This window comes from Telluria sp. BA11 (assembly GCF_056680305.1).
The window spans coordinates 859498-882570 of record NZ_CM155275.1; the positions used below are offsets into that span (position 1 = coordinate 859498).

Annotated in this window: 24 protein-coding genes; 5 read left to right on the top strand and 19 right to left on the bottom strand. The window is 64.9% G+C overall.

The genetic code is table 11. From position 1 onward, the window contains the following. Positions 1-3: 3 nt before the first annotated feature. Complete coding sequence (locus AC1MGT_RS03700) at positions 4-1614, bottom strand: hybrid sensor histidine kinase/response regulator (RefSeq protein WP_499503059.1); 1611 nt, start codon at positions 1612-1614, stop codon at positions 4-6. 175 nt (positions 1615-1789) lie between these two features. On the opposite strand from AC1MGT_RS03700, the gene AC1MGT_RS03705 reads away from it, so the two are divergent. From AC1MGT_RS03705 to AC1MGT_RS03720, 4 genes are all read left to right on the top strand, one after another. Continuing rightward, positions 1790-2854: a sensor histidine kinase gene (locus AC1MGT_RS03705; protein ID WP_499503060.1), complete on the top strand. Its 1065-nt coding sequence runs from the start codon at positions 1790-1792 to the stop codon at positions 2852-2854. Further along, positions 2842-3570 (top strand): LytR/AlgR family response regulator transcription factor, encoded by a 729-nt coding sequence (locus tag AC1MGT_RS03710; RefSeq protein ID WP_499503061.1) that lies wholly within the window; start codon positions 2842-2844, stop codon positions 3568-3570. The genes AC1MGT_RS03705 and AC1MGT_RS03710 overlap by 13 nt, the downstream gene beginning before the upstream one ends. Positions 3571-3649: 79 nt before the next feature. Then, positions 3650-4867: an acyltransferase family protein gene (locus AC1MGT_RS03715; RefSeq protein ID WP_499503062.1), complete on the top strand. Its 1218-nt coding sequence runs from the start codon at positions 3650-3652 to the stop codon at positions 4865-4867. 119 nt (positions 4868-4986) lie between these two features. Beyond that, the gene (locus AC1MGT_RS03720; protein WP_499503063.1) at positions 4987-5784 is read left to right on the top strand and encodes a hypothetical protein; all 798 of its coding nucleotides are present in this window, start codon (positions 4987-4989) and stop codon (positions 5782-5784) included. Between the two features lie 51 nt (positions 5785-5835). Here AC1MGT_RS03720 and AC1MGT_RS03725 read toward each other — a convergent pair whose 3' ends face one another. From AC1MGT_RS03725 to leuC, 4 genes are all read right to left on the bottom strand, one after another. Next, positions 5836-6450, bottom strand: coding sequence for a flavin reductase family protein (locus AC1MGT_RS03725; RefSeq protein WP_499503064.1), 615 nt, complete (start codon positions 6448-6450; stop codon positions 5836-5838). Between the two features lie 38 nt (positions 6451-6488). Beyond that, positions 6489-7406, bottom strand: coding sequence for a LysR substrate-binding domain-containing protein (locus tag AC1MGT_RS03730; RefSeq protein WP_499503065.1), 918 nt, complete (start codon positions 7404-7406; stop codon positions 6489-6491). A 77-nt stretch (positions 7407-7483) separates the two neighbouring features. Continuing rightward, on the bottom strand, positions 7484-8122 hold the full coding sequence (gene leuD / locus AC1MGT_RS03735) for a 3-isopropylmalate dehydratase small subunit (protein WP_499503066.1): 639 nt from the start codon (positions 8120-8122) through the stop codon (positions 7484-7486). Continuing rightward, complete coding sequence (gene leuC, locus AC1MGT_RS03740) at positions 8122-9537, bottom strand: 3-isopropylmalate dehydratase large subunit (protein ID WP_499503067.1); 1416 nt, start codon at positions 9535-9537, stop codon at positions 8122-8124. The genes leuD and leuC overlap by 1 nt, the downstream gene beginning before the upstream one ends. A gap of 282 nt (positions 9538-9819) precedes the next feature. Here leuC and AC1MGT_RS03745 point away from each other — a divergent pair, with 282 nt between their 5' ends. Continuing rightward, positions 9820-10776 (top strand): Bug family tripartite tricarboxylate transporter substrate binding protein, encoded by a 957-nt coding sequence (locus AC1MGT_RS03745; RefSeq protein WP_499503068.1) that lies wholly within the window; start codon positions 9820-9822, stop codon positions 10774-10776. 11 nt (positions 10777-10787) lie between these two features. Here the strand turns inward: AC1MGT_RS03745 and AC1MGT_RS03750 are convergent, their stop codons facing one another. The 14 genes from AC1MGT_RS03750 to AC1MGT_RS03815 form a co-directional block, all read right to left on the bottom strand. Next, the gene (locus AC1MGT_RS03750; protein WP_499503069.1) at positions 10788-11687 is read right to left on the bottom strand and encodes an ion transporter; all 900 of its coding nucleotides are present in this window, start codon (positions 11685-11687) and stop codon (positions 10788-10790) included. After that, positions 11684-12238: an NADPH-dependent FMN reductase gene (locus tag AC1MGT_RS03755; RefSeq protein ID WP_499503070.1), complete on the bottom strand. Its 555-nt coding sequence runs from the start codon at positions 12236-12238 to the stop codon at positions 11684-11686. The genes AC1MGT_RS03750 and AC1MGT_RS03755 overlap by 4 nt, the downstream gene beginning before the upstream one ends. Before the next feature lie 72 nt (positions 12239-12310). Beyond that, positions 12311-12616: a hypothetical protein gene (locus AC1MGT_RS03760; RefSeq protein ID WP_499503071.1), complete on the bottom strand. Its 306-nt coding sequence runs from the start codon at positions 12614-12616 to the stop codon at positions 12311-12313. Between the two features lie 2 nt (positions 12617-12618). Then, positions 12619-13875, bottom strand: coding sequence for an MFS transporter (locus AC1MGT_RS03765; RefSeq protein WP_499503072.1), 1257 nt, complete (start codon positions 13873-13875; stop codon positions 12619-12621). 64 nt (positions 13876-13939) lie between these two features. Next, positions 13940-14455, bottom strand: a complete 516-nt coding sequence (gene ispF / locus AC1MGT_RS03770; RefSeq protein WP_499503073.1) for a 2-C-methyl-D-erythritol 2,4-cyclodiphosphate synthase — start codon at positions 14453-14455, stop codon at positions 13940-13942. A gap of 21 nt (positions 14456-14476) precedes the next feature. Continuing rightward, positions 14477-15199 carry a 2-C-methyl-D-erythritol 4-phosphate cytidylyltransferase gene (gene ispD / locus AC1MGT_RS03775; RefSeq protein WP_499503074.1) on the bottom strand — a complete coding sequence of 241 codons (723 nt, stop codon included), beginning with the start codon at positions 15197-15199 and terminating at the stop codon, positions 14477-14479. A gap of 42 nt (positions 15200-15241) precedes the next feature. Beyond that, entirely contained in the window at positions 15242-15937 is a 696-nt protein-coding gene (locus AC1MGT_RS03780) for a hypothetical protein (RefSeq protein ID WP_499503075.1), read from the bottom strand. Between the two features lie 5 nt (positions 15938-15942). After that, positions 15943-16500: an NUDIX domain-containing protein gene (locus AC1MGT_RS03785; RefSeq protein ID WP_332531169.1), complete on the bottom strand. Its 558-nt coding sequence runs from the start codon at positions 16498-16500 to the stop codon at positions 15943-15945. 56 nt (positions 16501-16556) lie between these two features. Next, positions 16557-16883 carry a DUF2818 family protein gene (locus tag AC1MGT_RS03790; RefSeq protein WP_499503076.1) on the bottom strand — a complete coding sequence of 109 codons (327 nt, stop codon included), beginning with the start codon at positions 16881-16883 and terminating at the stop codon, positions 16557-16559. Between the two features lie 3 nt (positions 16884-16886). Beyond that, positions 16887-18401 (bottom strand): NADH-quinone oxidoreductase subunit NuoN, encoded by a 1515-nt coding sequence (gene nuoN / locus AC1MGT_RS03795; protein WP_499503077.1) that lies wholly within the window; start codon positions 18399-18401, stop codon positions 16887-16889. 6 nt (positions 18402-18407) lie between these two features. Then, entirely contained in the window at positions 18408-19910 is a 1503-nt protein-coding gene (locus AC1MGT_RS03800; protein WP_332531048.1) for an NADH-quinone oxidoreductase subunit M, read from the bottom strand. Between the two features lie 22 nt (positions 19911-19932). Further along, on the bottom strand, positions 19933-22047 hold the full coding sequence (gene nuoL, locus AC1MGT_RS03805; protein WP_258834887.1) for an NADH-quinone oxidoreductase subunit L: 2115 nt from the start codon (positions 22045-22047) through the stop codon (positions 19933-19935). A gap of 39 nt (positions 22048-22086) precedes the next feature. Then, positions 22087-22395, bottom strand: a complete 309-nt coding sequence (nuoK, locus tag AC1MGT_RS03810; protein WP_183557698.1) for an NADH-quinone oxidoreductase subunit NuoK — start codon at positions 22393-22395, stop codon at positions 22087-22089. Further along, on the bottom strand, positions 22392-23069 hold the full coding sequence (locus tag AC1MGT_RS03815) for an NADH-quinone oxidoreductase subunit J (protein WP_499503078.1): 678 nt from the start codon (positions 23067-23069) through the stop codon (positions 22392-22394). Before AC1MGT_RS03815 ends, nuoK begins: the two co-directional genes overlap by 4 nt. Positions 23070-23073 lie beyond the last annotated feature (4 nt).

The following is a 23073-nucleotide window of genomic DNA, read 5'->3' on the forward strand; positions in this document are numbered from 1 at the left end:
GACCTAGTCCAGTGCCGCCAGCAGGCGGCTCACCGTTTCGGCTGCGATCGGCTTGGTGAAGTGCTGGTCGAACCCGGCCTCGCGCGAGCGCGCCTGGTCTTCTTCCGAACCCCAGCCGGTCACGGCGACGATGGTCATCCGCGCCAGTTCAGGTATCGCGCGCAGGCGCGTGGCCAGCTCGAAGCCCGTCATGCCGGGCATGCCGATATCGAGGAACGCGACGTCCGGCACGAACGCCTCGGCCAGGGCCAGCGCATCGCGGCCATTGGTCGCGGTGCAGATCTCGTGCGAGTTCAGTTGCAGCAGCAGCGACAGGCTTTCGGCGGCGTCGGTGTTGTCGTCGACCACCAGGATGCGATAGGTGCGGCGCTGCGCCGTGCGGCGGTCCTGGCGCGCCGTGTCGTCACCCGCCACCGCCATGCGCGCGCCCAGCGGCAGGCGCACGGTGAATGTGCTGCCAAGGCCGGTGCCGGGACTCTCGGCGCTGACGCTGCCGCCATGCAGCGCCACCAGCTGGCGCACCAGCGACAGGCCGATGCCCAGCCCGCCCTGCGCCAGGCCCCTATTGCGGCCGACCTGATTGAACATCTCGAAAATCGTGTCCTGGTGCTCGGGCGGAATGCCCACGCCGCTGTCGGTCACTGCCACCACGGCCTGTCCGCCATCGCTCCGGTCCTTGTGCACCGTGAGGCGGATGCTGCCGCCGGGCGGCGTGTACTTGGCCGCATTGGTCAGCAGATTGTTGATCACCTGCGCGACGCGGGTCGGGTCGATGTCCAGCAGCAGCGGCTCGGCCCACATATCGACGTCGAGCACATGGCGCGCGCCCTGGATCATCGGGGTACTGGTCTCGACCGCGCTCGCCACCACGCGATTGAGGTCGACCAGCTGCTTGCGGATCTCGATCTTGCCGCTGGTGACACGGGCGACGTCGAGCAGGTCGTCGATCAGGTGCGTCATCTGGCGCGTCTGGCGCTCGAGCATTTCGCGTACGCGCTCGATCGTCTCGGGACTGTCGGCGCGCAGGCGCATGATTTCCAGGCCGGTGCGGATCGGGGCCATCGGGTTGCGCAGCTCATGGGCCAGCACCGCCAGGAATTCGCTGCGGTGGCGGCTGGCCTCGGCCGATTCGTGCGCCTGGCGCTGCAACGCTGCTTCGACACGGCCATGTTCGCCGGCGTCGCTCGCGAGTGCGGTATGGAAGAAGCCGTGCACGGTGCCGGCCGCGTCGCGCAGTGGCGAGAAGGCGGTGTCGACGTGGCGCGCGCTAGGCCCGAGCAGCACATCGTCGAGCCAGGCCGGCGTGCCGGCAAGCGCAGCGTCGACCAGCGGCGCGAGGTGCGGCCAGGCGGCGGGCAGAATGTCGGCCAACGGCTGGCCCAGCGCCTGCGCGGGTTGCTCGCCCAGCAGGCTGGCGTAGGCATCGTTGAACAGTACCGGCATGGCGTCCGACGCAGGGGTACGCCAGCCAACCAGCGCCGGATGCCGCGCGTCGAGCATCAGATCGACGGCCACCCGCAGTTCCGGCGGCCAGCCGGCCGCGTCGCCCAGTGGGGTTGCTGCCCAATCGTGGTTGCGCACCAGCGCGCGCATGCCTCGATTGTCGGAGGACATGGAAGAAGGTCGGCCCGGATCGCTCATGGTTTGATTGTCGCATGAAGTCCAATTGACGGTAGGCAATTGCTTTCTCGATGATGCAATTGCACACTGCCGGTACGCACCATGCATGGCGCTTTGACATGCGCCCGGGAATGCTTGAAGATCGGCCGTTCCCCTTCCGGTCTGCCCCATGCCATCACGCCGCACCATGCTCGTCGCCGGCATTGCCTGGCTCCTGTTCTGGACGCTGATGGTGCTCGTCGCCGTGGAAGACTACCGGCGCGACGGGGGCAGCGCGCCCTGGCAGCCGGTCCTGTGGGAGACCTCCTCGGCGCTGGTGGCGACCTGTCTGTTCGCGATCCAGCGCCGCTTCAGTGCGCAGCATGACGTGCTGGTCGCCACGCCCTGGCGCTGGTTCGGCCAGCAGGCGCGCTGGCTGCCGCTGTACTGGTTCGGCTTCACGCCGGTCGTGTTTGCGCTGCGCCACGCCGTCTATGCCCTGGCCGGCACTCGCTACGAACACGAGGCCTGGGCCGAGGTATTCGTCTACGAGGCGCTCAAGATTTCGCTGTTCTTCGGGCTGTTTACGACGATCGGCTTCGGCCTGCTCTCGTACCGCGAGATGATGAAGGAACGCGTGCGCGCCGAACAGGCCGGCGCCCTGCTGCGCGAAGCCCAGCTCGAACGCCTGACGCGCCAGATGCAGCCCCACTTCCTGTTCAATGCGCTCAACACGATTTCCTCGCTGATGCATACCGATGTGGCGCGCGCCGATGCAACCCTCGTGCGGCTGGCCGACGTGCTGCGCGCGACACTGGCGCTGGGTGACAAGCCGCAGGCGAGCCTGGAAGACGAATTGCGCCTGGCCCAGGGCTACGCCGCCGTGATGCAGGAGCGCTTTGACGGGCGCGTGACGCTGACCTGGGCCATCGCGCCGGCGGCCCTGGCGGTGCGGCTGCCCGCCATCAGCCTGCAGCCGCTGCTCGAGAACCTGTTCAAGCACACGGTAGCGCACCGGCGCGCGTCGACCGCGATCCGGGTCGAGGCCCGGATCGTCGACGGCGCGCTGCACTTGTCCATCGAGGACGATGGCGGCGTGTTGGCGCCATTCGGCACGCCCGGCACGCCCGGCATCACGGTGGTCAACCTGCGCACCCGCCTGGCCGCGCTGCATGGTGAGCGCGCGGGCCTGGCGCTCAGCGCCCTGCAACCGGCCGGCGTGCGCGCCGAACTGAGGGTGCCATGCGTCTCCTGATCGTCGACGACGAACGGCCGGCGCGCGAGCGCCTGCGCCGCATGCTCGCGCACGAACCGGGCGTCACGTCGGTGACGGAAGCGGCGGACGGCGTGGAAGCGCTGGCGCTGATCGCGCGCGACGCGCCCGACGCGCTGCTGCTCGATATCGAGATGCCGGAACTGTCGGGCATCGATGTGGCTGCCTCGCTGGTGGCGCCGGCGCCACTGGTGGTGTTCGTGACCGCGTATGACGACTACGCGCTGCGTGCGTTCGATGCCGAAGCGGTCGACTATCTGCTCAAGCCGTTCGATGGCGCGCGGCTGCGGCGCACGCTCGACCGGCTGCAGATTCGGCTGCAGAGCCGGCTGACCGCAGCAGCAAGCGCGCCGGCACTCACCTGGACGCCACCGCGCCAGTTGCTGGTGACCGAGCGCGGGGCCACCCGCATCGTGCAGGTCGCCGATATCGAATGGCTCGAAACAGCCGACAACTACGTCGCGCTGCACACACGCGACGGCGCGCCGCTACTGCGCCAGTCCCTGGGCACGCTGCTCGGGCAACTCGGCCCCGCGTTCGTGCGCTGCCACCGGTGCGCGGCGGTGCGCCTGACCGCTGTCAACCGCATCGTCCCGCACAGCAAGGGCGATTGCACACTCGTGCTGCATAGCGGCGCCGTCGTTCCGTGCAGCCGGCAATACCGGGCCGCCCTGCTCGATCCGCTTCGCCCCGTCTGAAGTCCGGTTCACCCCATCGCGCTGGCGCCGTCATGCACGGCTGCGCGATGCTGGGGCCTTCACATTCCGAGGACACCCCATGCAGCCATCTGTTCCTGCCACCAGCGAGCGCCTGTATTTTCTCGACTGGGTACGCATCCTGGCGTTTTTCGTGCTGATCGCCTATCACGTGGGCATGTATTACGTGAGCTGGGACTGGCACGTGAAGAGTCCGTACGCCAGCGAAGCGGCCGAGCCCTTCATGCTGCTGTCGTCGCCCTGGCGCCTGACGCTGCTGTTCTTCGTCGCCGGGGTGGCCTCGCATTTCATACTGGGGCGCCTGGGCCCGCGGATGTTCCTGCGCCGGCGCAGCCTGCGTTTGCTCGTGCCGCTGCTGTTCGGGATGCTCGTGATCGTGCCGCCGCAGCCCTATCTCGAAGTCGTCGAAAAACTCGGCTACACGGGCGATTACCTGGCGTTCATGCGACTGTATATCGTCGGCTACGACGGCTTCTGCCGCGAAGATTGCCTGTCGCTGCCCACCTGGAACCATCTGTGGTTCGTGCTGTACCTGTGGTGTTACACGGCGGTGCTCGCTGCCGGCGCGGCGCTGCTGGGAGAAGCGCGCAGCGCCGCGCTCGCGCGCCGGGTCGGCGCCGTGCTGGATGGCTGGCGCCTGATACTGCTGCCGGTCGTCTTCCTGGGCCTGGTACGCATCCTGTTGCTCGACCGTTTTCCGCAAGACCATTCGCTGACGAACGACTGGTACAACCATGCCACTTACCTGCCCGTCTTCGTGCTCGGCGCGCTGCTGGCGCACACGCCACGGATCTGGGCCATGATGACGGCGCAGCGCTGGCCTGCGCTATGCCTCGCCCTGGCGGCCTGGGTCGGGATCGTGCTGTGGCTGCTGGGGCCACACGAGACCAGGGCGCCGCACGACATCGAACGCTGGCGCACTGGCATGCGGTTCGTGTACGCGCTGTGCGCCTGGAGCGCCATCATCGCTGCCTGCGGCTTCGCCCGCTTCCACCTGAACCGTGACGGCCCGGCCCGGCGCTACCTGACTGACGCCGTGTTCCCCGTCTATATCGTGCACCAGACGCTGATCATCGTGATGGCGCACGCCTTCAAGCCGCTGCAACTGGCGCCTGGCCTTGAAGCGGTGCTGTTGATGATCCTGACCGCCTGCGGCAGCTTCGCGCTGTACGAGACGGTGCGGCGCGTGCCGCCCATGCGGCCGCTGTTTGGACTGGCGCGGCAAGCGCGCCCCGTTCGGCCGAGCATATCCGTGACGGGAACCGCAGTGCCGCAGTAAGCAGCATCCCGCGCATTCGGCGTGCACCAAAAGTGGTCGCATCAAGGCGGGCCAGTCGGTCAACCGGGCTGGCCCGATCCTTGCATATATAAAAGCACACTGAACTGCGGGAGAAGTCGATGTTTACCCAAAACGATGTGCTCGAATACACGGGCATGCAAGGCCATCTGATTCGCGTGCTGTGGATCGACCGTTCGCAGGCGCTGGCCTGGACGTACCGCCTGGGCAGCCACTCGGCCCTGCCCGAGCCGGTGCTGTTGCACGAACTCGAGGAAGCATTGCATGCCGGCGGAGTGCGCCGGTTGCTGGTCGATCCGTTCGCGGCCGCGCCGCCCCAAGAGCCGGTACCGCAAGGCTATCTGGCCCTGCAGGCCAAGGCCTGGTCGGCCGTGCGCGCCCTGCACGCCGACCGCCAGGCGCTGTACCAGCCGCGCGAGCGCGCCATCCTGATGGCCGGGTACGCCGCTGCGCACGGCATCTCGAAGTCCAGCATCCTGCGCTACCTGCGCCGCTACTGGGAACGGGGCCAGACACCGGACGCGCTGCTGCCGGACTATGGCAACTCGGGTGCACCGGGCCGCACGCGCGCCGTCACCGCCGGCATCAAGCGCGGCCGGCCACGCAAGGGCGAGGCCACCGGCACCAATGCCGATGAACGGATGCGCGCCATCTTTCGCGCCGCTGCGGCGCGCTACGCGGCGAGCCACGACGATTTTTCGCGCCGCGCAGCGTACCGCCAGATGCTGGGCGACTTCTTCCAGGGCCAGGATGCAGGCGGCCTGCCGAGCTTCGGCCAATTCAATTACTGGCTCGAACGCGACGCCGCTGCCCCGCCAGCGGTCACGCTGACGCGCCCGTGTGCACCATTGCCGGGCCGCGCTGCACCACGCTTTGCCCACCACGCGGCCATGCCATAAGCCACCAATCCGGTGCGCCGCACGCCACCGTGGTGCGCACCGGACACTCGTCTAACGTGGCCGGTGCATCTGGAACAACTGTTCCGGCCCGACCGAGAAGTAATCGGCCGGGCCGCCCGCGCGCAGGATGTGGCCGGCAGTGGCCGTGTCGTAGATGCCGTCCTTCAGCGACGCTGCAGCGATGTGCACGCCCACCACTTCACCCAGTACCAGCCAGGTCGGCACCGTCTCGCCGCTGACCTGCTGCAACTGGATGATCTGCGTGACCTTGCATTCGAACGCGACCGGGGTTTCGGCCACGCGCGGCGCTGCGACCAGGCGCGACGGTGCGGGCGTCAATCCGGCCAGCGTGAATTCATCGACCTCGGGGCCGACGGCGGCGCACGACGCGTTCATTGCCTCGGCCAATGGGCGGGTCGCGAGATTCCACACGAATTCGCCCGTCTCCTGCACATTGCGCAGCGTGTCCTTGGCGCCGATGCTGGCAAATCCGACGATCGGCGGCACATAGTTGAACGCGTTGAAGAAGCTGTACGGTGCCAGGTTGCGCACGCCGGACTGGCTCAGCGATGAGATCCAGCCGATCGGGCGCGGTCCGACGATGGCATTGAAGGGATCATGGGGCAGCCCGTGGCCTTGACGGGGTTCGTAGAAATGGATCGACATGGTTTGGTTTTTCGTGAAGGGTTCGGATTGGTGTGCGCTCAAGCCCCGTTGATCGCGCGGGCCGCATCGGGGCTCAGGCAACTGGCCAGCAGCCTGACCGGGGCCGGCAGCGCCAGCGTGCTGCGCAGCGCAAGCAGCAGCGTGCGCTCGGCCCAGTCGTCGGTCAGCGTGATCAGCTTCAGGCCCATCGAGCGCACGTGGGGTTCGGCGGCCAGGCGCGGCAGCACGCCGATGCCCAGGCCGACCATCACCATGCGGCAGACGGCGTCGAAGCTGCGCACCTGAATACTGAGCTTCAACGGCTTTTCAAGGCGGCTGCATTCGGTGCGCAATCGTTCGGCCAGCGACGTGGCTTCGGACAGGCTGACAAATTCATAGTCCAGCGCATCGGCCAGCCGTACGCTGTCGTGCGTGGCCAGCGGATGATCGTGCGACACGATCAGGACCAGCCGGTCCTGCCGGTAATCGAAGACATCGATGTCGCCGACAGCGGTGCGGTCGGCGAACAGGCCGATGTCGGCGCGGTTCTCGCGCACTGCCGCTACCACGTCGCCGCTGTTGCGCTCTTCCAGGCTGACGCGGATGCCCGGATGCTCGCGCCGAAAGCGCGTCAGGTCGTCCGGCAGGAACTGCGTGACCGCGGAGGTGTTGGCCCAGATGCGCACCTGGCCCCGGCCGCCGGCTGCGAAGTCGGACAGGTCGCCCGACATCCGGTCGACATCCTGCAGGATACCGAGCGCATGCTGGAAACACGAGCGGCCCGCCTCGGTCAGCGTGACGCCATTGGCGTGGCGGTACAGCAGCCGCGTGCCCAGGTGCGCCTCCAGGTCGGATACACGCTTGCTCGCTGCGGCAACGGCGAGATTGGATTGCTGGGCGCCGCGCGTGATGCTGCCGGTGCGCGCAATCTCGATGAACAAGTTGAGCGTGACCAGATCAAAACGCGCGTAGTTCAACAGCACTCTCCTTGGATGGCCGACAGGGTGGACAGCGTGCATCTTGCCACAAGCAGGCGCAGTCGTTGCGCGCCGCTTCAGAACACCCAGTCTTCTTCCTTCCTGCGCCATGCTTCGTAGGCCTTGATCTTGTCGGCGTGGCCGATCGTCAGCGCGATATCGTCGAGGCCATGCAGCAGGCGATCCTTGCGGGCCGGGTCCACCTCGAACCGGCTGACGCGTGCTTCGCCCGGCCAGGTGACGGTCTGCGCCGGCAGGTCGACCTTCAGCGAAAATCCGGGCGTGGCATCACATGCCGTGAACAGCGCATCGACCTCGTGGTCCGCGAGCACGATCGGCAGCAAGCCGTTCTTGAAGCAGTTGTTATAAAAAATCTCGGCGAACGACGGCGCGATGAGTACGCGAATGCCAAAGTCGGCCAGTGCCCACGGCGCATGCTCGCGCGAACTGCCGCAGCCAAAGTTGTCGCGCGCGAGCAGGATGCTGGCGCTCTGGTAGCGCGGCTGGTTCAGCACGAAATCCGGGTTGAGCGGCCGGCCGCTGCAGTCCTGGTCGGGTTCGCCGGTATCGAGATAGCGCCAGGCATCGAACAGGTTCACACCGAAACCGGCGCGGCGGATCGACTTGAGAAACTGTTTGGGGACGATGGCATCGGTATCGACGTTGCCGCGATCGAGCGGCACGACCAGTCCTTCGTGTACGGTAAATTGTTCCATCAGCACCACTCCCGGATATCGACGAAATGCCCCATGACGGCAGCGGCCGCTGCCATTTCCGGACTGACCAGGTGCGTGCGACCGCCCGCGCCCTGCCGCCCTTCGAAATTGCGGTTCGAGGTCGAGGCCGCGCGCTGGCCGGGCTGCAGCTGGTCGGCGTTCATGCCCAGGCACATCGAGCAGCCCGGCTCGCGCCATTCGAAGCCGGCCTGACGGAAGATGGCGTCCAGCCCTTCTTTCTCGGCCTGCTGCTTGACCAGCCCCGAGCCCGGCACCACCATCGCCAGTTGCACGTTGTGCGCGACCTGCCGGCCGCGCACGATGGCGGCTGCAGCGCGCAAATCCTCGATGCGCGAGTTGGTGCACGAGCCGATGAAGACGACGTCGACATGGATATCGGTGATGCGCGTGCCTGGCGCCAGGCCCATGTACGACAGCGCGTGCACGATCCCGGCGCGCCGGGTCGGGTCCGGCTCGTGCGCCGGATCGGGCACCACGCCGTCGACGGTCGTGACCATCTCGGGCGACGTGCCCCACGTCACCTGGGGCTTGATCGTGGCCACGTCGATCGTCACCACCGCATCGAACACGGCCTCAGGGTCGCTCACGAGGGTGCGCCAGTACGTCACGGCCCGCTCCCATTGCGCACCGCGCGGCGCTTCCGGACGGCCCTCCAGGTAGGCGAGCGTCTTGTCGTCCACTGCGATCATGCCGCAGCGCGCGCCTGCCTCTACCGTCATATTGCACAAGGTCATGCGGCCTTCCATCGACAAGGCGGTGACTGCCGCGCCAGCATACTCGATCGCATAACCCGTCGCGCCTGCGGTGCCGATCTTGCCGATCATCGCGAGCGCCATGTCCTTGGCCGTCACGCCAGGTGGCAGCACGCCGTCGTAGCGCACCAGCAGGTTCTTCGACTTCTTGCCGAGCAGGCACTGGGTCGCCAGCACATGTTCGACTTCGGACGTGCCGATGCCGAATGCCAGGCAGGCAAACGCGCCGTGCGTGCTCGTGTGGCTGTCGCCGCAGACGACGGAGAGGCCCGGCAGCGTGACGCCCTGCTCCGGCCCGATCACATGCACGATGCCCTGGCGACGGTCCGTCATGCCGATTTCGTCGATCCCGAATTCGCCGCAATTTTTCGTCAGCGTTTCCACCTGCAGGCGCGAGACGGCATCGTCGATGCCGGCAGCGCGGTCGGTGGTGGGAATATTGTGGTCGGCCACGGCCAGGTTCGACGCGATGCGCCAGACCTTGCGCCCGTGCGTGCGCAGGCCTTCGAAGGCCTGCGGGCTCATGACTTCATTGAGCAGATGGCGGTCGACGTACAGCAGCGTGGTGCCGTCGTCCTCGACATGCACTTCGTGCCGTGCCCACAGTTTATCGTACAGCGTGTCGCCTGGCTTGTCTGCCATGATCTGTCGTCTCCATCGCGATCGTTCGATTGCCGGCACTGCCCGCTCTGCGGCGGGGTTGCCGGTGGACCGAGTGTGGCCCGAATTGCGATGGCCAGGGAATCCCTGAATCGGCAATTCCCGTTTCGCGGATGACGAAGGCTTCGCGGAATGCGAAGACTGCACGACCGATAATACGAATGCCGGCCCGGCGATAAGTCAGTACATTGGCTTGTACCTTGCTGCACCCAAAGCCCGCCCCAGAGAGCGGGTCATGACAGACATATTCACAGGAGACGTACGATGCTTCGCACCCTTGCCGGCAGCCTGCTGCTGCTCGCTTCAGCCACAGCCCTTGCCCAATCGCTGCCATCCAAGCCGATCACGCTGATCGTTCCCAACCCGCCCGGCGGCGTGGTCGACACGGCCGCGCGCGTGGTCGCGCAACCGCTCGGGCAGCTGCTCAAGCACACGGTCGTCGTCGACAACCGGCCTGGCGGCAGCGGCAATATCGCCTACCAGACGGTGGCCCGCTCGGCGCCGGACGGCGCCACGCTGCTGGTATCGTATTCGGCGTATCACACTGCCAATCCGTCCCTGATGACGAAGCTGCCATGGGCGCCGAAGGATTTCACGCCCGTCGCGCTGCTGGTCACCGCGACCAATGTCGTGGCCGTGCACCCGTCCCTGCCGGTGGGCACGCTGGGTGAACTGGTGGCGTACCTGAAAAAGAATCCCGGCAAATTCAGCTATGCGTCGCAGGGCAACGGTTCGCTGTCGCATATCGGCACCGAGCTGTTCAAGCAGCAGACCGGCACCAATATGCTGCACGTCCCGTACAAGGGTTCGGGCCAGGCGATCGCGGACGTGCTGTCGGGGCGCGTGCACGTGTTCATCACGACGCCACCGTCGGTGATGCAGCATGTCCAGTCCGGCAAGCTGAAGGCGCTGGCCATCGCCGGCAAGGCGCGTCATCCGATGCTGCCGCAGATACCGACGACGGCCGAAGCGGGCTATCCCGAGTTCACACTCGAAGCCTGGGTGGGCCTGTTCGCGCCGGCGGGCACGCCGCCGGCCCTGGTCACGCAATTGACCAATGGCGTGAAGGGCGCGCTGGACACGCCGGAGGCGCGAAAGCAGGCCGATGCACAGGGTGTCGAAATCCACTACCTGAATCCGCCTGCCGTCGCCAGTCTCGTGACAGGCGAACTTGATTACTGGAACAAAGTCATCAAGAAGGCGAACATCACGCTGGATTGAAGCCCCTGCCGTCAGGCCTGGTCCGCCGCCAGGCCCGCGCCGCAATCCTTGCAGAACTGCGCGCGCGGATCGTGCCCCGTGCTGCCGCAGGCGCTGCAGCTGCGGGGTTCGCCGCGCGGCGCATGGCGCGACAGCTTCTGTGACGTCATCTCGGCGCTGACGATCCCGGTCGGCACCGCCAGGATGCCCCAGCCGAGCAGCATCATGAACGAGGCAATCGCCTTGCCCAGATGCGTGTGCGGCGTGATGTCGCCATAGCCGACCGTCGTGATCGTCACGGTGGCCCAGTACATCGCCATCGGGATGCTGGTAAAGCCGCTTTCCGGTCCTTCGATCACGTACATCACGGTGCCCAGGATCAGGATCAGCATCAGCACGACCGACAGGAACACCATGATCTTGCGCTTGCTGGCCACGAGCGCCTCGCCCAGGCGCGTATATTCCTCGACGTAGAGCGTGAGCTTGAAGATGCGGAAGATACGCAGCAGGCGCAGGATGCGCACATCAAGGAATACCTGGCTGCCCGGGACCAGCAGCGAAATCCAGGTCGGCAGCACCGAGACCAGGTCAATCACACCATAGAAGCTGCGCACATAGCGCATCGGGCGCTGGACGCAGACCAGGCGTGCGATGTACTCGAGCGTGAAGAAGAGCGTGAACGTCCACTCGAGCACCGACATCTGCACCGCATAGCGCCGCCCGATGCCCGGTACGCTGTCGAGCACCACGGTGAGGATGCTGAGCAGGATGATCACCACCAGCGCAATGTCGAAGCGACGGCCTGCCGGCGTGTCGATACCGAAGATGACGTCGAACATGCGCGCGCGCCAACCACCTGGCGGCCGGCCCAGCAAGCTGTTCAGGTCGCGCGGCGCGGTCGGAACGATCTGGCTGTCGGTCGCCCGGCTCATCGCGCGTGCTGCGTGACCCAGGCGCCAAATGCGGCCATGAATTTTTCAAAGAATGCGCGCGCGCTGTCGTCGACCAGCCGGTCGCCTTCGTACTTGCTGGCGACGCCGCCAATATAGGCCTCTGGCGCCGGCATCGTCGGCATGTTCAGGAACGGCAGCATCTGGCGCAGGTGGTGGTTGGCGCCGAAGCCGCCCAGGGCGCCGGGCGAGACGCTGACCACGGCGCACGGCTTGTCGGCGAACGCCGCCTTGCCATACGGGCGCGAGCCGACGTCGATCGCGTTCTTGAGCGAACCTGGCACCGAACGATTGTATTCGGGCGTGCAGAACAGGATACCGTCCGCGCTCTGGATCGCCTCGCGGAACACCGTGAATGCCGGCGGCGGCGTGTCGGTTTCGTCGTCCTCGTTGTACAGCGGCAGGTCGCGCAATTCGACGATCGTCAGCTCAAAGCCGTCCGGGGCCACGGCGATGAGGCTGTTGGCAACGCGGCGCGTGAACGATTCCTTGCGCAGGCTGCCGACGAGGACGGCGATTTTCTTGGTGGTCATGAGGATCCTTTGATTGTGCATGATGTGTTATCGATCTCTCATGATACCCATTTTCCTTGCGGCGCTGGGCCGTTACAGGCGCAGGCGCCGGTACATCTGCAGGAAGCGCTTGCGCCGTGCCTTGGTCAAGACCACCACCGGATCGCCATGCCACGCGTACAGGAACGGCGCACCACCCTGGCGATCGCTGATCCGCACCGACAGTAGAAAGCTCGTGCCAAGCGGGTACTGCGCCAGGTCGAGCAGGCGGCGCGAGCATTGCACCCGCATGCCCGTCGAAAACGCCTGCCCCGAGACAGGCGAAATGCACGGCCGGCCGCGCCAGTCCAGCCTTGACTCCACCGCCACCTCGCGGTATGCCCACGCATCGCGCGCCATCGTTACGCCTTCGCCAGCGCGGGTGCGCGCACCACGTGCGCCTCGCGGATCGGCAGATTGATCAGTGCGGCAGCCGCCGCCAGGACCATATCGGCGTACCACATCCAGCTGTAGTCACCCGTGTGCACAACAGCCAACCCGCCCAGCCAGGCGCCGAAGAAGCCGCCGATCTGGTGCGAGAGCAAGGTCATGCCGAACAGTGTGGCCAGGTAGCGCACGCCGAACAGTTTGCCGACCAGCCCTGCGGTTGGCGGCACCGTGGCCAGCCAGGTAAAGCCCAGCGCGCCGGCGAAAATATAAAAGGTCCAGGCCGTCTTGGGCGCCAGCAGGTACAAGGCGACGATGACGACGCGGCTCGCGTAGATCCAGAACAGCAGCGACTTCATCCGGTAACGCGAGGCCAGCATGCCAGCCGACAGGCTGCCGGCGATGTTGAACAAGCCGATCAGCGCAAGCGCCGTGGCCGACACGGTCGTCGGCAAGCCGCACATGGCGACTTCACCCGGCAGGTGGGTGACGAGAAAGGCGATGTGAAAGCCGCAGGTGAAGAAGCCCGCATGCAGGCACAGGTAGCTGCGGTCGCGCAGTGCCTGGCGCAGTTGCTGGCCGAGGGCGACAGGTGGTACCGCCGGTGCTGCCGGTGCTGCGGCCGTCAATGCGGGTGCGACAGCAGCGCGTTTGCGCCGCAGCGGCCAGGCCAGCGGAATGGTGAGCAAGGTGGTTGCCGCCAGCGTCAGCATCGCCACGATCCAGCCAGCGCCGGCGATGATCGCGCCCATCAGCGGGGCCAGCGCGAACTGGCCGAAGGATCCACCCGCATTGATGAAGCCGGATGCGAACGCGCGGCGCTCGGGCGGCAGGCGCTGGGCGGTAGCGCCGATCAGGATCGAGAAGCTGCCCGCCCCTGCCCCGGCCGCCGACAGGAAGCCCATCGTCAGCAGCAGCGCCCACTCGGACCCGACGAACGGCGTGGCGGCCGTGCCGACCGCCAGCATCACGCCGCCCAGCGCAATCACGCGGCCCGGACCATACTTGTCGGCCACGGCGCCAAAGACCGGCTGCGCCACGCCCCACATCAGCTGCGCTACCGCCATCACGAAGCTGATCGTGGCCACGCCCAGGCCGGTGGCCGTGTTCAGTGGCGGCAGAAACAGGCCGCTCGTCAGGCGCGTCCCCGTCGTGATCATCATGACGGCGCTGGCGACCAGGATCAGTGTCCAGGCCGCGCGCGGCGACAGGTGGGCGGGGGTGTTTGTCATTTGGCAATTATAGAGCCACCGCCCCGGCCATGGGCAACGATCGGTTGACCGATCAGTCGACCGATTAGTCGGCTGGCGTGCGGATCAGCAACGCGGTCGATTGCGCGGCCATGCCTTCTTCGCGTCCGAGATAGCCGAGCTTCTCGTTGGTCTTGGCCTTGATGTTGACCTGCTGCGGCGAGACGCCCAGGTCTTCGGCAATGCGCGAGACCATCAGCGGGATGTGTGGTGCCATCTTCGGTTGCTGCGCGATGATGGTCGCGTCGATATTGCCGATCGTGTAGCCGGACTGCAGCACGCGGTGTCCCACTTCGCGCAGCAGCGTGCGCGAATCGGCGCCGGCGAACATCGGGTCGGTGTCCGGGAAGTGCTTGCCGATGTCGCCCAGTGCGGCCGCGCCCAGCAGCGAATCGATGATCGCGTGCAGCAGCACGTCGGCATCCGAATGGCCTTGCAGGCCCAGGCGGTGCGGGATGGTCACGCCACCGACGATGAGCTTGCGCCCTTCGACGAGCGCGTGGTTGTCATAGCCGGTGCCGATGCGAAACGGTGGAGTGGGATTGTAGGATGCGAGTGCCATGATGGTCGTTTCTTGTCTTGGTCAAATGGAGTCGTCGGCGGCCAGGTACATCTCGGCAATGCGGATGTCCGATGGCAGCGTGACTTTGAGGTTGCGCGGGTGCCCTTCGACCAGCCTGGGGGCCAGGCCGAGGGCTTCCACGGCGCTGGCGTCGTCGGTGATCGCGGCAGGGTCGGTCGCCGCGTCGAGCGCGCGGCACAGCAGCGCGTAGGTAAACATTTGCGGGGTCTGGGCCAGCCACAGGTTGGCGCGGGCGACGGTGGCGACGTCGCCGTCGCTGCGCCGCTTGACGGTGTCGACCACCGGCAGGGCCAGCAGCCCGCCGGCCGGATGGTCGCCCGTCTCGGTGATCAGGCGTTCGATCAGCGCGGCATTCAGGCCGGGACGCGCAGCGTCGTGCACCAGTACGTGGTCGGCATCGGCCAGCGCGGCGCGCACGGCGTGCAAGCCATTGCGGATCGATTCCATGCGCGTCGCGCCGCCGCAGCGCAGGACCGTGACGCGGCTCGCGTCATCGCTGGCGTTTGGCAGCACGGCGTCGATGAACGGGTCGTCGGCGCTGACGACCACATACGTGTGCGCAATGAGCGGGCTGGACAGAAAGGCATCGACCGTGTGCCGCAGCATGGGCTTGGCGCCGATCGGCAGGTATTGCTTGGGACTGCCGGCAGCCATGCGGGCGCCGACACCGGCGGCCGGAATCAGGGCCACGTGGCGGCGGGTCAGGTCGGATTGTTCATTCATGTTCTCAACTGCCTATCAACGACGTTTTTTCACTGCGTTTTTTCATCCACTGCGGCGAGCAGGTCTCAGCAACGACTGTACCTCACCTGCACAAACCTTGCCCAGGCGGGCGTACTCCTGCGGCGTATCGATCGCGGCCTGCAGCACTTCCACTTTCGCCATCTCACCCTTAATGTAGGGCATCCAGCTGCGGTCGATCTCGCGCTGCAGCAGACCCCGCGCCTGGCCGATGGGCGCATACAGCGGCTTGCCGGCAAAGCGCGCCGCCAGCCGGGCGCGCACGGTGGCTTCGGCTTTCGGCATGAAGGTCTGGTAGGTCGTCAGGTGGCGCATTTCGTGCGCCAGCACTTCGCGGTAGGCGCACGACGCGGGCGGAAATTCGCGACTCACATACACGACGATGGGCGCGTAATCGAGACTGACGTCAATGCGCGGCGCCACGCATTCATAGCCCGTCGCCGCGTCGATCAGCATGCGACCGTCGACCTTGATGCGCACGCGTGCTTCGGTGTGGGTCAGGCCCAGCACCCACGAGCCGCGCCGCACGCTGGGCATCAGGCGCGTGAGGTCGTGGTACGAGCGCGTGTTGTCGATGCGATAGCCCTGCTCGCGCGTCGACAACACCGAGATGCTCTCGCCGATCGTGTCTTCGCAGCGTGCCTGCAGCGGCGTGCGGGTCTGGGCCGACGCCGCCGAAACCAATAACGACAGCAGTGCTGCCAACAACAGGTGCTGCATCGTGATCAGGCGGGGGTCCAGTCGCCGGCCAGGATCTTCTCGAGCCAGAACGTGCCGATGATCGTCTTGACGTCGGTGATCTCGCCGCGGCGCACGAGCTCCAGCAGTTCGGGCAGCGTGACACTGAACAGTTCGAGGAATTCGCCGGCATCGAGCTGTTGCTCGCCGTGCGTCAGGTCTTCGGCCAAGAAGATCTCGAGGTGCTCGTCCGAGTAGGCGATGGCATTGTGGATGGTGCAGACGAAGCGCCACTTGGCAGCCGTGTAGCCGGTTTCTTCGACCAGTTCACGTTTGGCGCAATCGAGGTGGTCTTCGCCCGGATCGATTTTACCGGCCGGGAATTCGATGAAGACCTTGCCGTTCGGGTAGCGGAACTGGCGTTCGAGCAGAATGCGCCCATCGGGCAGTAGCGGGAGGATGACGACGGCGCCGGGGTGGCGGATGAATTCGCGGTGGCTTTCCTTGCCATCCGGCAGACGAATGCGGTCGCGTTCGACCTTCAGGAAGTGACCATCGTAGACGACGCCACCGTCGAGGCGGGTTTCTTTCAGTTCCGACACTATGTGCTCCTTATCGTTGAGGCTGCGATACGAAGCATCATAAGCGAACGGCTCGATCTCTACCTGCGTGGCTTGTGCAGATACCGCAGCACGAAGCCGGGAAACGCCAGTACCAGGAACAGGCACCCGGTCACGGCATGAAACTCCCAGGTCTGCACGGCCACCGACCCGATGCGCGATTCGAGCAGGCGGGCAATGAAGCCCACCACGAAGTACAGCACGATCAGCTCGAGCAACCGCACCGGGAACGGCTTGGTGCGGCGCTCCCCGGCCGGCTTGCGGCTGGGGAGCGTCACGAGCCCGAACAGGCGCTCGTTGATGAACGGCAGGTTGGCGGCGGCCAGTGCAAGCAGCACCACCAGCCAGGCGGCCAGGTTCAGATCCACGCCTTATTTGGCCAGCGTGGCTTGCATGGCGGTGTAGCAGACGGCCAGCAGGCTGCCTGGAATCACGCCCATCACGACAATCGCCACACCGTTGAGCGACATGATGATGCGCATGTCCAGCGGGGTCGAGATGGCCGAGGTGTCGACGGCTTCGTCGAACCAGATGGTCTTGACGATGCGCAGGTAGTAGAACGCACCGATCAGCGAGAACATCACGGCGACGACCGCCAGCCACACCATGCCGGCATTGGCCACGGCCTGCAGCACCGCGTACTTGGCGATGAAGCCCACCATCGGCGGCACGCCAGCCAGCGAGAACATCAGGATGGTCATGACAATCGCGAACCATGGGCTGCGCTTGCCGAGACCCTTGAAGTCGCTGATCAGCTCGGCTTCATGGCCGGCACGGGCCAGCATCATGATCAGGCCGAAGGTACCGACCGTCGTGAGCACATAGATGATCGTGTAGTACATACCGGCGCTGTAGGCAGCGGCAGCATCGGTCGTATCGCCACCGATATTGCCCACCACCAGGGCCAGCACGACAAAGCCCATCTGGGCAATGGTCGAGTACGCCAGCATGCGCTTGAGATTGGTCTGCGCGATCGCGGTGATGTTACCGAAGGCCAGCGACAGCACGGCCACGACCATCAGCATCTGCTGCCAGTCGAATGCCATCGATGGCAGTGCTTCGACCAGCAGGCGGATGATGATGGCGAACGTCGCCAGCTTCGGCGCGCCACCCAGCAGGATCGTGACGGCCGTCGGGGCGCCCTGCACCACGTCCGGCACCCACATGTGGAATGGCACGACGCCGAGCTTGAACGCCAGGCCAGCCACCAGGAACACCAGGCCGAAGACCAGGATCATCGGATCGGCCTCGCCGGTGCTGGTGACCTGGCCGATCGTGGTGATATCCAGCGAACCGGTGGCACCGTAGATCATCGACATGCCGTACAGCAAGAAGCCCGAGGCCAGTGCGCCGAGGACGAAGTACTTCATCGCCGCTTCGGTCGAGATCGCGTGATCGCGGCGCAAGGCCACGAGGGCGTAGGTCGACAGCGACATCAGTTCCAGGCCGAGGTAGATCGACAGCATGCTGTTACCGGAGATCATGATCATCTGGCCCAGCATCGCGAACAGCGCGAGCACGTAGAACTCGCCGCCCAGGTTGCCCGACATCATGTCGCGCTCGCCAATGTACTGGCGCGAGTAGACCAGGGTCATGGCCGTGGCTGCGTAGGTGAACAGCTTGAGCAGGTTCGACATCGGATCGGACACGTACATCCCGTTGAAGGTGAAGACGGTCGTGCCGGCATTGAAATCGACGAAGGAGAACACGGCGCAACCGGCGATTGCCAGCAGCGACAGCGCATACGTCAGATTGCGCTTGCCGGCCTTCAGGTACATGTCGATCAGCAGGATCGCCGAGGTGGCGATCAGGAGGAAGATCTCGGCGTAGACCGGCACCAGATTGGTGTCGACCGCCGATAACAGGGTTGTGTTCATCTCGTTCATGGCGTTTTATTGAGGCACTTTGCTGACTGCGACATGTTGCAGGAGATCGGTGACCGACACCTGCAGGGTCTCGGCGATCGGCGCCGGGTACAGGCCCATGGCCAGGGTGGCGATGGCCAGCACCGACAGGATGGCGAACTCGCGGCCGTTCAGGTCGACCAGCTCGGCGACATGCTTGTTGGCGACCGGGCCGAAGATGACGCGCTTGACCATCCACAGCGAGTAGGCGGCGCCCAGGATCAGCGCGGTGCCCGAAGCAAGACCGGTCCAGAAGTTGAACTCGACCGCGCCCAGGATGACCATGAACTCGCCGATGAAGCCCGACGTCGCCGGCAGGCCGGCATTGGCCATCGAGAACAGCACGGCGAACGCAGCGAACTTTGGCATCGTGTTGACGACACCACCGTACGCAGCGATTTCACGCGAGTGCACACGGTCGTACAGCACGCCGATACACAGGAACATCGCGCCCGACACGAAGCCGTGCGAGATTGCCTGCATCAGGCCGCCCTGCACGCCCAGGTCGTTGAACATGAAGAAGCCCAGCGTGACGAAGCCCATGTGAGCAATCGACGAGTACGCCACCAGTTTCTTCATGTCTTTCTGGACCAGTGCCACCAGGCCGATGTAGATCACGGCGATCAGCGACAGCACGATGACGACCGGCGCCAGGTACTGGCTTGCGTCCGGGGTGATCGGCAGCGAAAAGCGCAGGAAACCATAGGCACCGAGCTTCAGCATGATCGCAGCCAGCACGACCGAACCGCCGGTTGGCGCTTCGACGTGGGCATCCGGCAGCCACGTGTGCACCGGCCACATCGGGACCTTGACGGCAAATGCCATGAAGAACGCGCAGAAGATCAGGATCTGCTCTTTCATCGTCAATGGCAGCAGGTGCCACTCGAGGATGTTGAACGAGCCCGACGCATTGTACAGGTAGATGATCGCGACCAGCGTCAGCAGCGAGCCGAAGAACGTGTACAGGAAGAACTTGAACGCCGCGTACACGCGATTCGGGCCGCCGAACACGCCGATGATGATGAACATCGGGATCAGCGTCGCTTCGAAGAAGAAGTAGAACAGCAGGCCGTCCAGCGCACAGAACACGCCGATCATCAGACCCGACAGGATCAGGAACGAACCCATGTACTGGGCGACACGTTCCTGAATCACTTCCCAGGCCGCCAGCACGACGATGATCGTGATGAAGGCGGTCAGTGGCACGAACCACAGCGACAGGCCATCGACACCCAGGCGGTAGAAGATGTTGAAGCGATCGATCCAGGCCGCTTCTTCAAAGAACTGCATGCCGTGGGCGGCGTTGTCGAAGTTCGTGATCAGGGGAATCGTCGGCAACAGGCTGACGATGGCGCCCACGAGCGAGAGCATGCGTACCATGCCGGCGTTCTTGTCGCGGCCGACGGCCAGGACCAGCACGCCGAACAGGATCGGGAGCCAGATGGCCAGGCTCAGGTACGGTGGAAATGTTGAAATTGTAGACTGCATCATTTTTCGTTATCTCTGCCTGTGATTAACCGCGCCAGAACGGGAAGAAGTACAGCATGGCCGCCAGCACGCCAACGATCATCACGAACGCATAGTGGTAGATGTAACCGGTCTGTGCTTTACGGGTGATGGTCGAGAACCAGCCGACTGCCTTGGCGCTGCCGTTGACGACCAGGCCGTCGATCAGGCCGCGGTCGCCCACTTTCCACAGGCCGCCGCCCAGCAGCAGCGAGCCGCCGGCGAAGACTTTCTGGTTGAACGCATCCATGTAGTACTTGTTGTCCAGCAGGGTGTGCAGCGGCTTGAACTTGGCATAGAACCAGGCCGGCACGCGTGGGTTGATCATGTAGCAGTAGTAGGCAGCAACGACGCCAGCCAGTGCCAGCCAGAACGGTGCGGTCTGCAGACCGTGCAGGGCCATCGCGGCAGCGCCGTGGAACATCTCGCCCAGTTCGGCCATGGCCGGGTGGTTCGGGTTCACGGTGATGACGCCATCGAAGAACGTGCCATGCAGCATCGGCTGGATCGTGAAGAAACCGATCAGCATCGATGGAATTGCCAGCAGGACCAGCGGCACCGTCACGACCCAAGGGGACTCGTGCGGCTTCTGGCCCGGGGCCAGGCCGTGGTGGCCATGGTCGTCGTGCGCGTCTTCTTCGTGGTGCGAACCGGAATCGTGCAGTGCGTGCGGATCCGAATGATCGTTGGCAGCTGCCTTGTGATGCGCGTGATCGTCATGATGATCATGTGCATGGGCTTTGCCGAAACGCTCTTCGCCGTGGAACACGAGGAAGTACATGCGGAACGAGTAGAACGCCGTGACGAACACGCCGGCCAGCACTGCGAAGTTCGCAAAGCCGGTGCCTGGCAGGTTACTTGCGTGCACTGCCTCGATGATCGAATCCTTCGAGTAGAAGCCCGAGAAGAACGGCGTACCAATCAGGGCCAGCGAGCCGATCAGCGAAGTGATCCAGGTGATCGGCATGTACTTGCGCAGGCCGCCCATATTGCGCATGTCCTGGTCGTGGTGCATGCCCATGATGACCGAGCCGGCGCCAAGGAACAGCAGCGCCTTGAAGAACGCGTGCGTCATCAGGTGGAATGCGGCGACCGAGTAGGCCGACACGCCCAGTGCAACGGTCATGTAGCCCAGCTGCGACAGCGTCGAGTATGCGACAACGCGCTTGATGTCGTTCTGGATGATGCCCAGGAAACCCATGAACAGCGCGGTGATCGAACCGATGACGATGATGAACGACAGCGCGCCGTCGGACAGCTCGAACAGCGGCGACATGCGCGACACCATGAAGATGCCGGCGGTAACCATCGTTGCGGCGTGGATCAGTGCCGAGATCGGGGTCGGGCCTTCCATCGAGTCAGGCAGCCAGACGTGCAGCGGGAACTGCGCCGACTTGCCCATCGCGCCGATGAACAGGCAGATACAGGCGGCGGTCAGCAGTGGCCAGTCGGTGCCCGGCACGGTCATCAGGGCCAGCTGGTCGGCCTGGGCGAACACTTCGGCGTAATTCATCGTGCCGGCAGCGGCCAGGATCAGGCCGATACCGAGGATGAAGCCGAAGTCGCCGACGCGGTTGACCAGGAACGCCTTCATGTTGGCGAAGATCGCCGTTGGACGCGTGTACCAGAAGCCGATCAGGAGATACGAGACCAGGCCCACTGCTTCCCAGCCGAAGAACAGCTGCAGGAAGTTGTTGGACATGACCAGCATCAGCATGGCGAACGTGAACAGCGAGATGTACGAGAAGAAGCGGTTGTAGCCGTCATCCTCGGCCATGTAGCCAATCGTGTAGATGTGGACCATCAGCGACACCGACGTGACGACGCACATCATCATCGCGGTCAGGGTGTCGATCTGGAAGCCGACGGCCAGCTTGAGCGTGCCGACGGTCATCCAGGTGTACAGGTCCTGGTTGAGCGTGAAGCCGTCGAGCGCGGCCATCAGGGTCATGACCGAGATGACCAGCGCGATCGCCACGCCGAGGATGGTCGCGGTATGCGACACCTTGCGGCCGACGACATTGCCCAGGAACTTGGTACCCAGCAGACCGGCAATTGCCGAGCCTGCGAGCGGTGCCAGTGGCACTGCCAGTAAGAGTGAGGTTGAAATTTGCCCCGCCATGTTGAACCTTATTCGTTATAAGTTATCGAGCGAGACCGATCAGCCCTTGAGGCTGTCGAGGTCTTCCACGTTGATCGTGTCCAGATTGCGGAACAGGACCACCAGGATCGCCAGGCCGATTGCGCTTTCGGCGGCCGCGACGGTCAAAATGAAGAACACGAAGATCTGCCCCGCCGCGTCGCCCAGGTAGTGGGAAAACGCGATGAAGTTCAGGTTCACCGCCAGCAGCATCAATTCGATGGCCATCAGCAAGATGATGATGTTCTTCCGGTTCAGGAAGATACCGACCACCGAGATCGCGAACAGGATCGCGCCCAGGATCAGATAGTGTGCGAGGGAGACGGTCATTTGCTTTCCTTCGGTTCGGCTGGCGCGGCTGCAGCAGCGGCTGCAGCGGCCTTGGCCACGTTCGCGGCATCGATCGCCGGCTGGTTCACGGTCGCGACCTTGATGATCTTCAGGCGGTCGTTGCGTTTCACACGCACGGCGTCGGCCGGATCGATGGCCTTGCTGTCCTTGCGGCGGCGCAGCGTCAGGGCGACAGCAGCAATGATCGCCACCAGCAGCACCACGGCGGCAATTTCAAAGCCGTAGATATAGCGGGTATAGATCTGCAGGCCCAGTTCCTTGGTGCCGCCGATGTTCAGGGCAGCCGCTTCCGGCGTTTGCTGGAAGTTGCTGTAGCCATGCCACAGCACCGCGCCCATCTCGAGAACGATCAGGGCGCCGACGCCGGCTGCCAGTGGCAGGAAGCCCCAGAAGCCTTCGCGCATGCGGTCGATATTAATATCGAGCATCATGACGACGAACAGGAACAGCACCATGACGGCGCCGACATAGACCAGCACCAGCACGATGGCGAGGAATTCGGCCTTCAGCAGCAGCCAGATACCGGCGGCGTTGAAGAAGGCCAGCACCAGGAACAGCGCGGCGTGAACCGGGTTCTTGGCGGTGATGACGCGCAGGCCTGCCAGCACCATCACGGCCGCGAACACGTAGAACAAAATATCAGTAAATGTCATGACT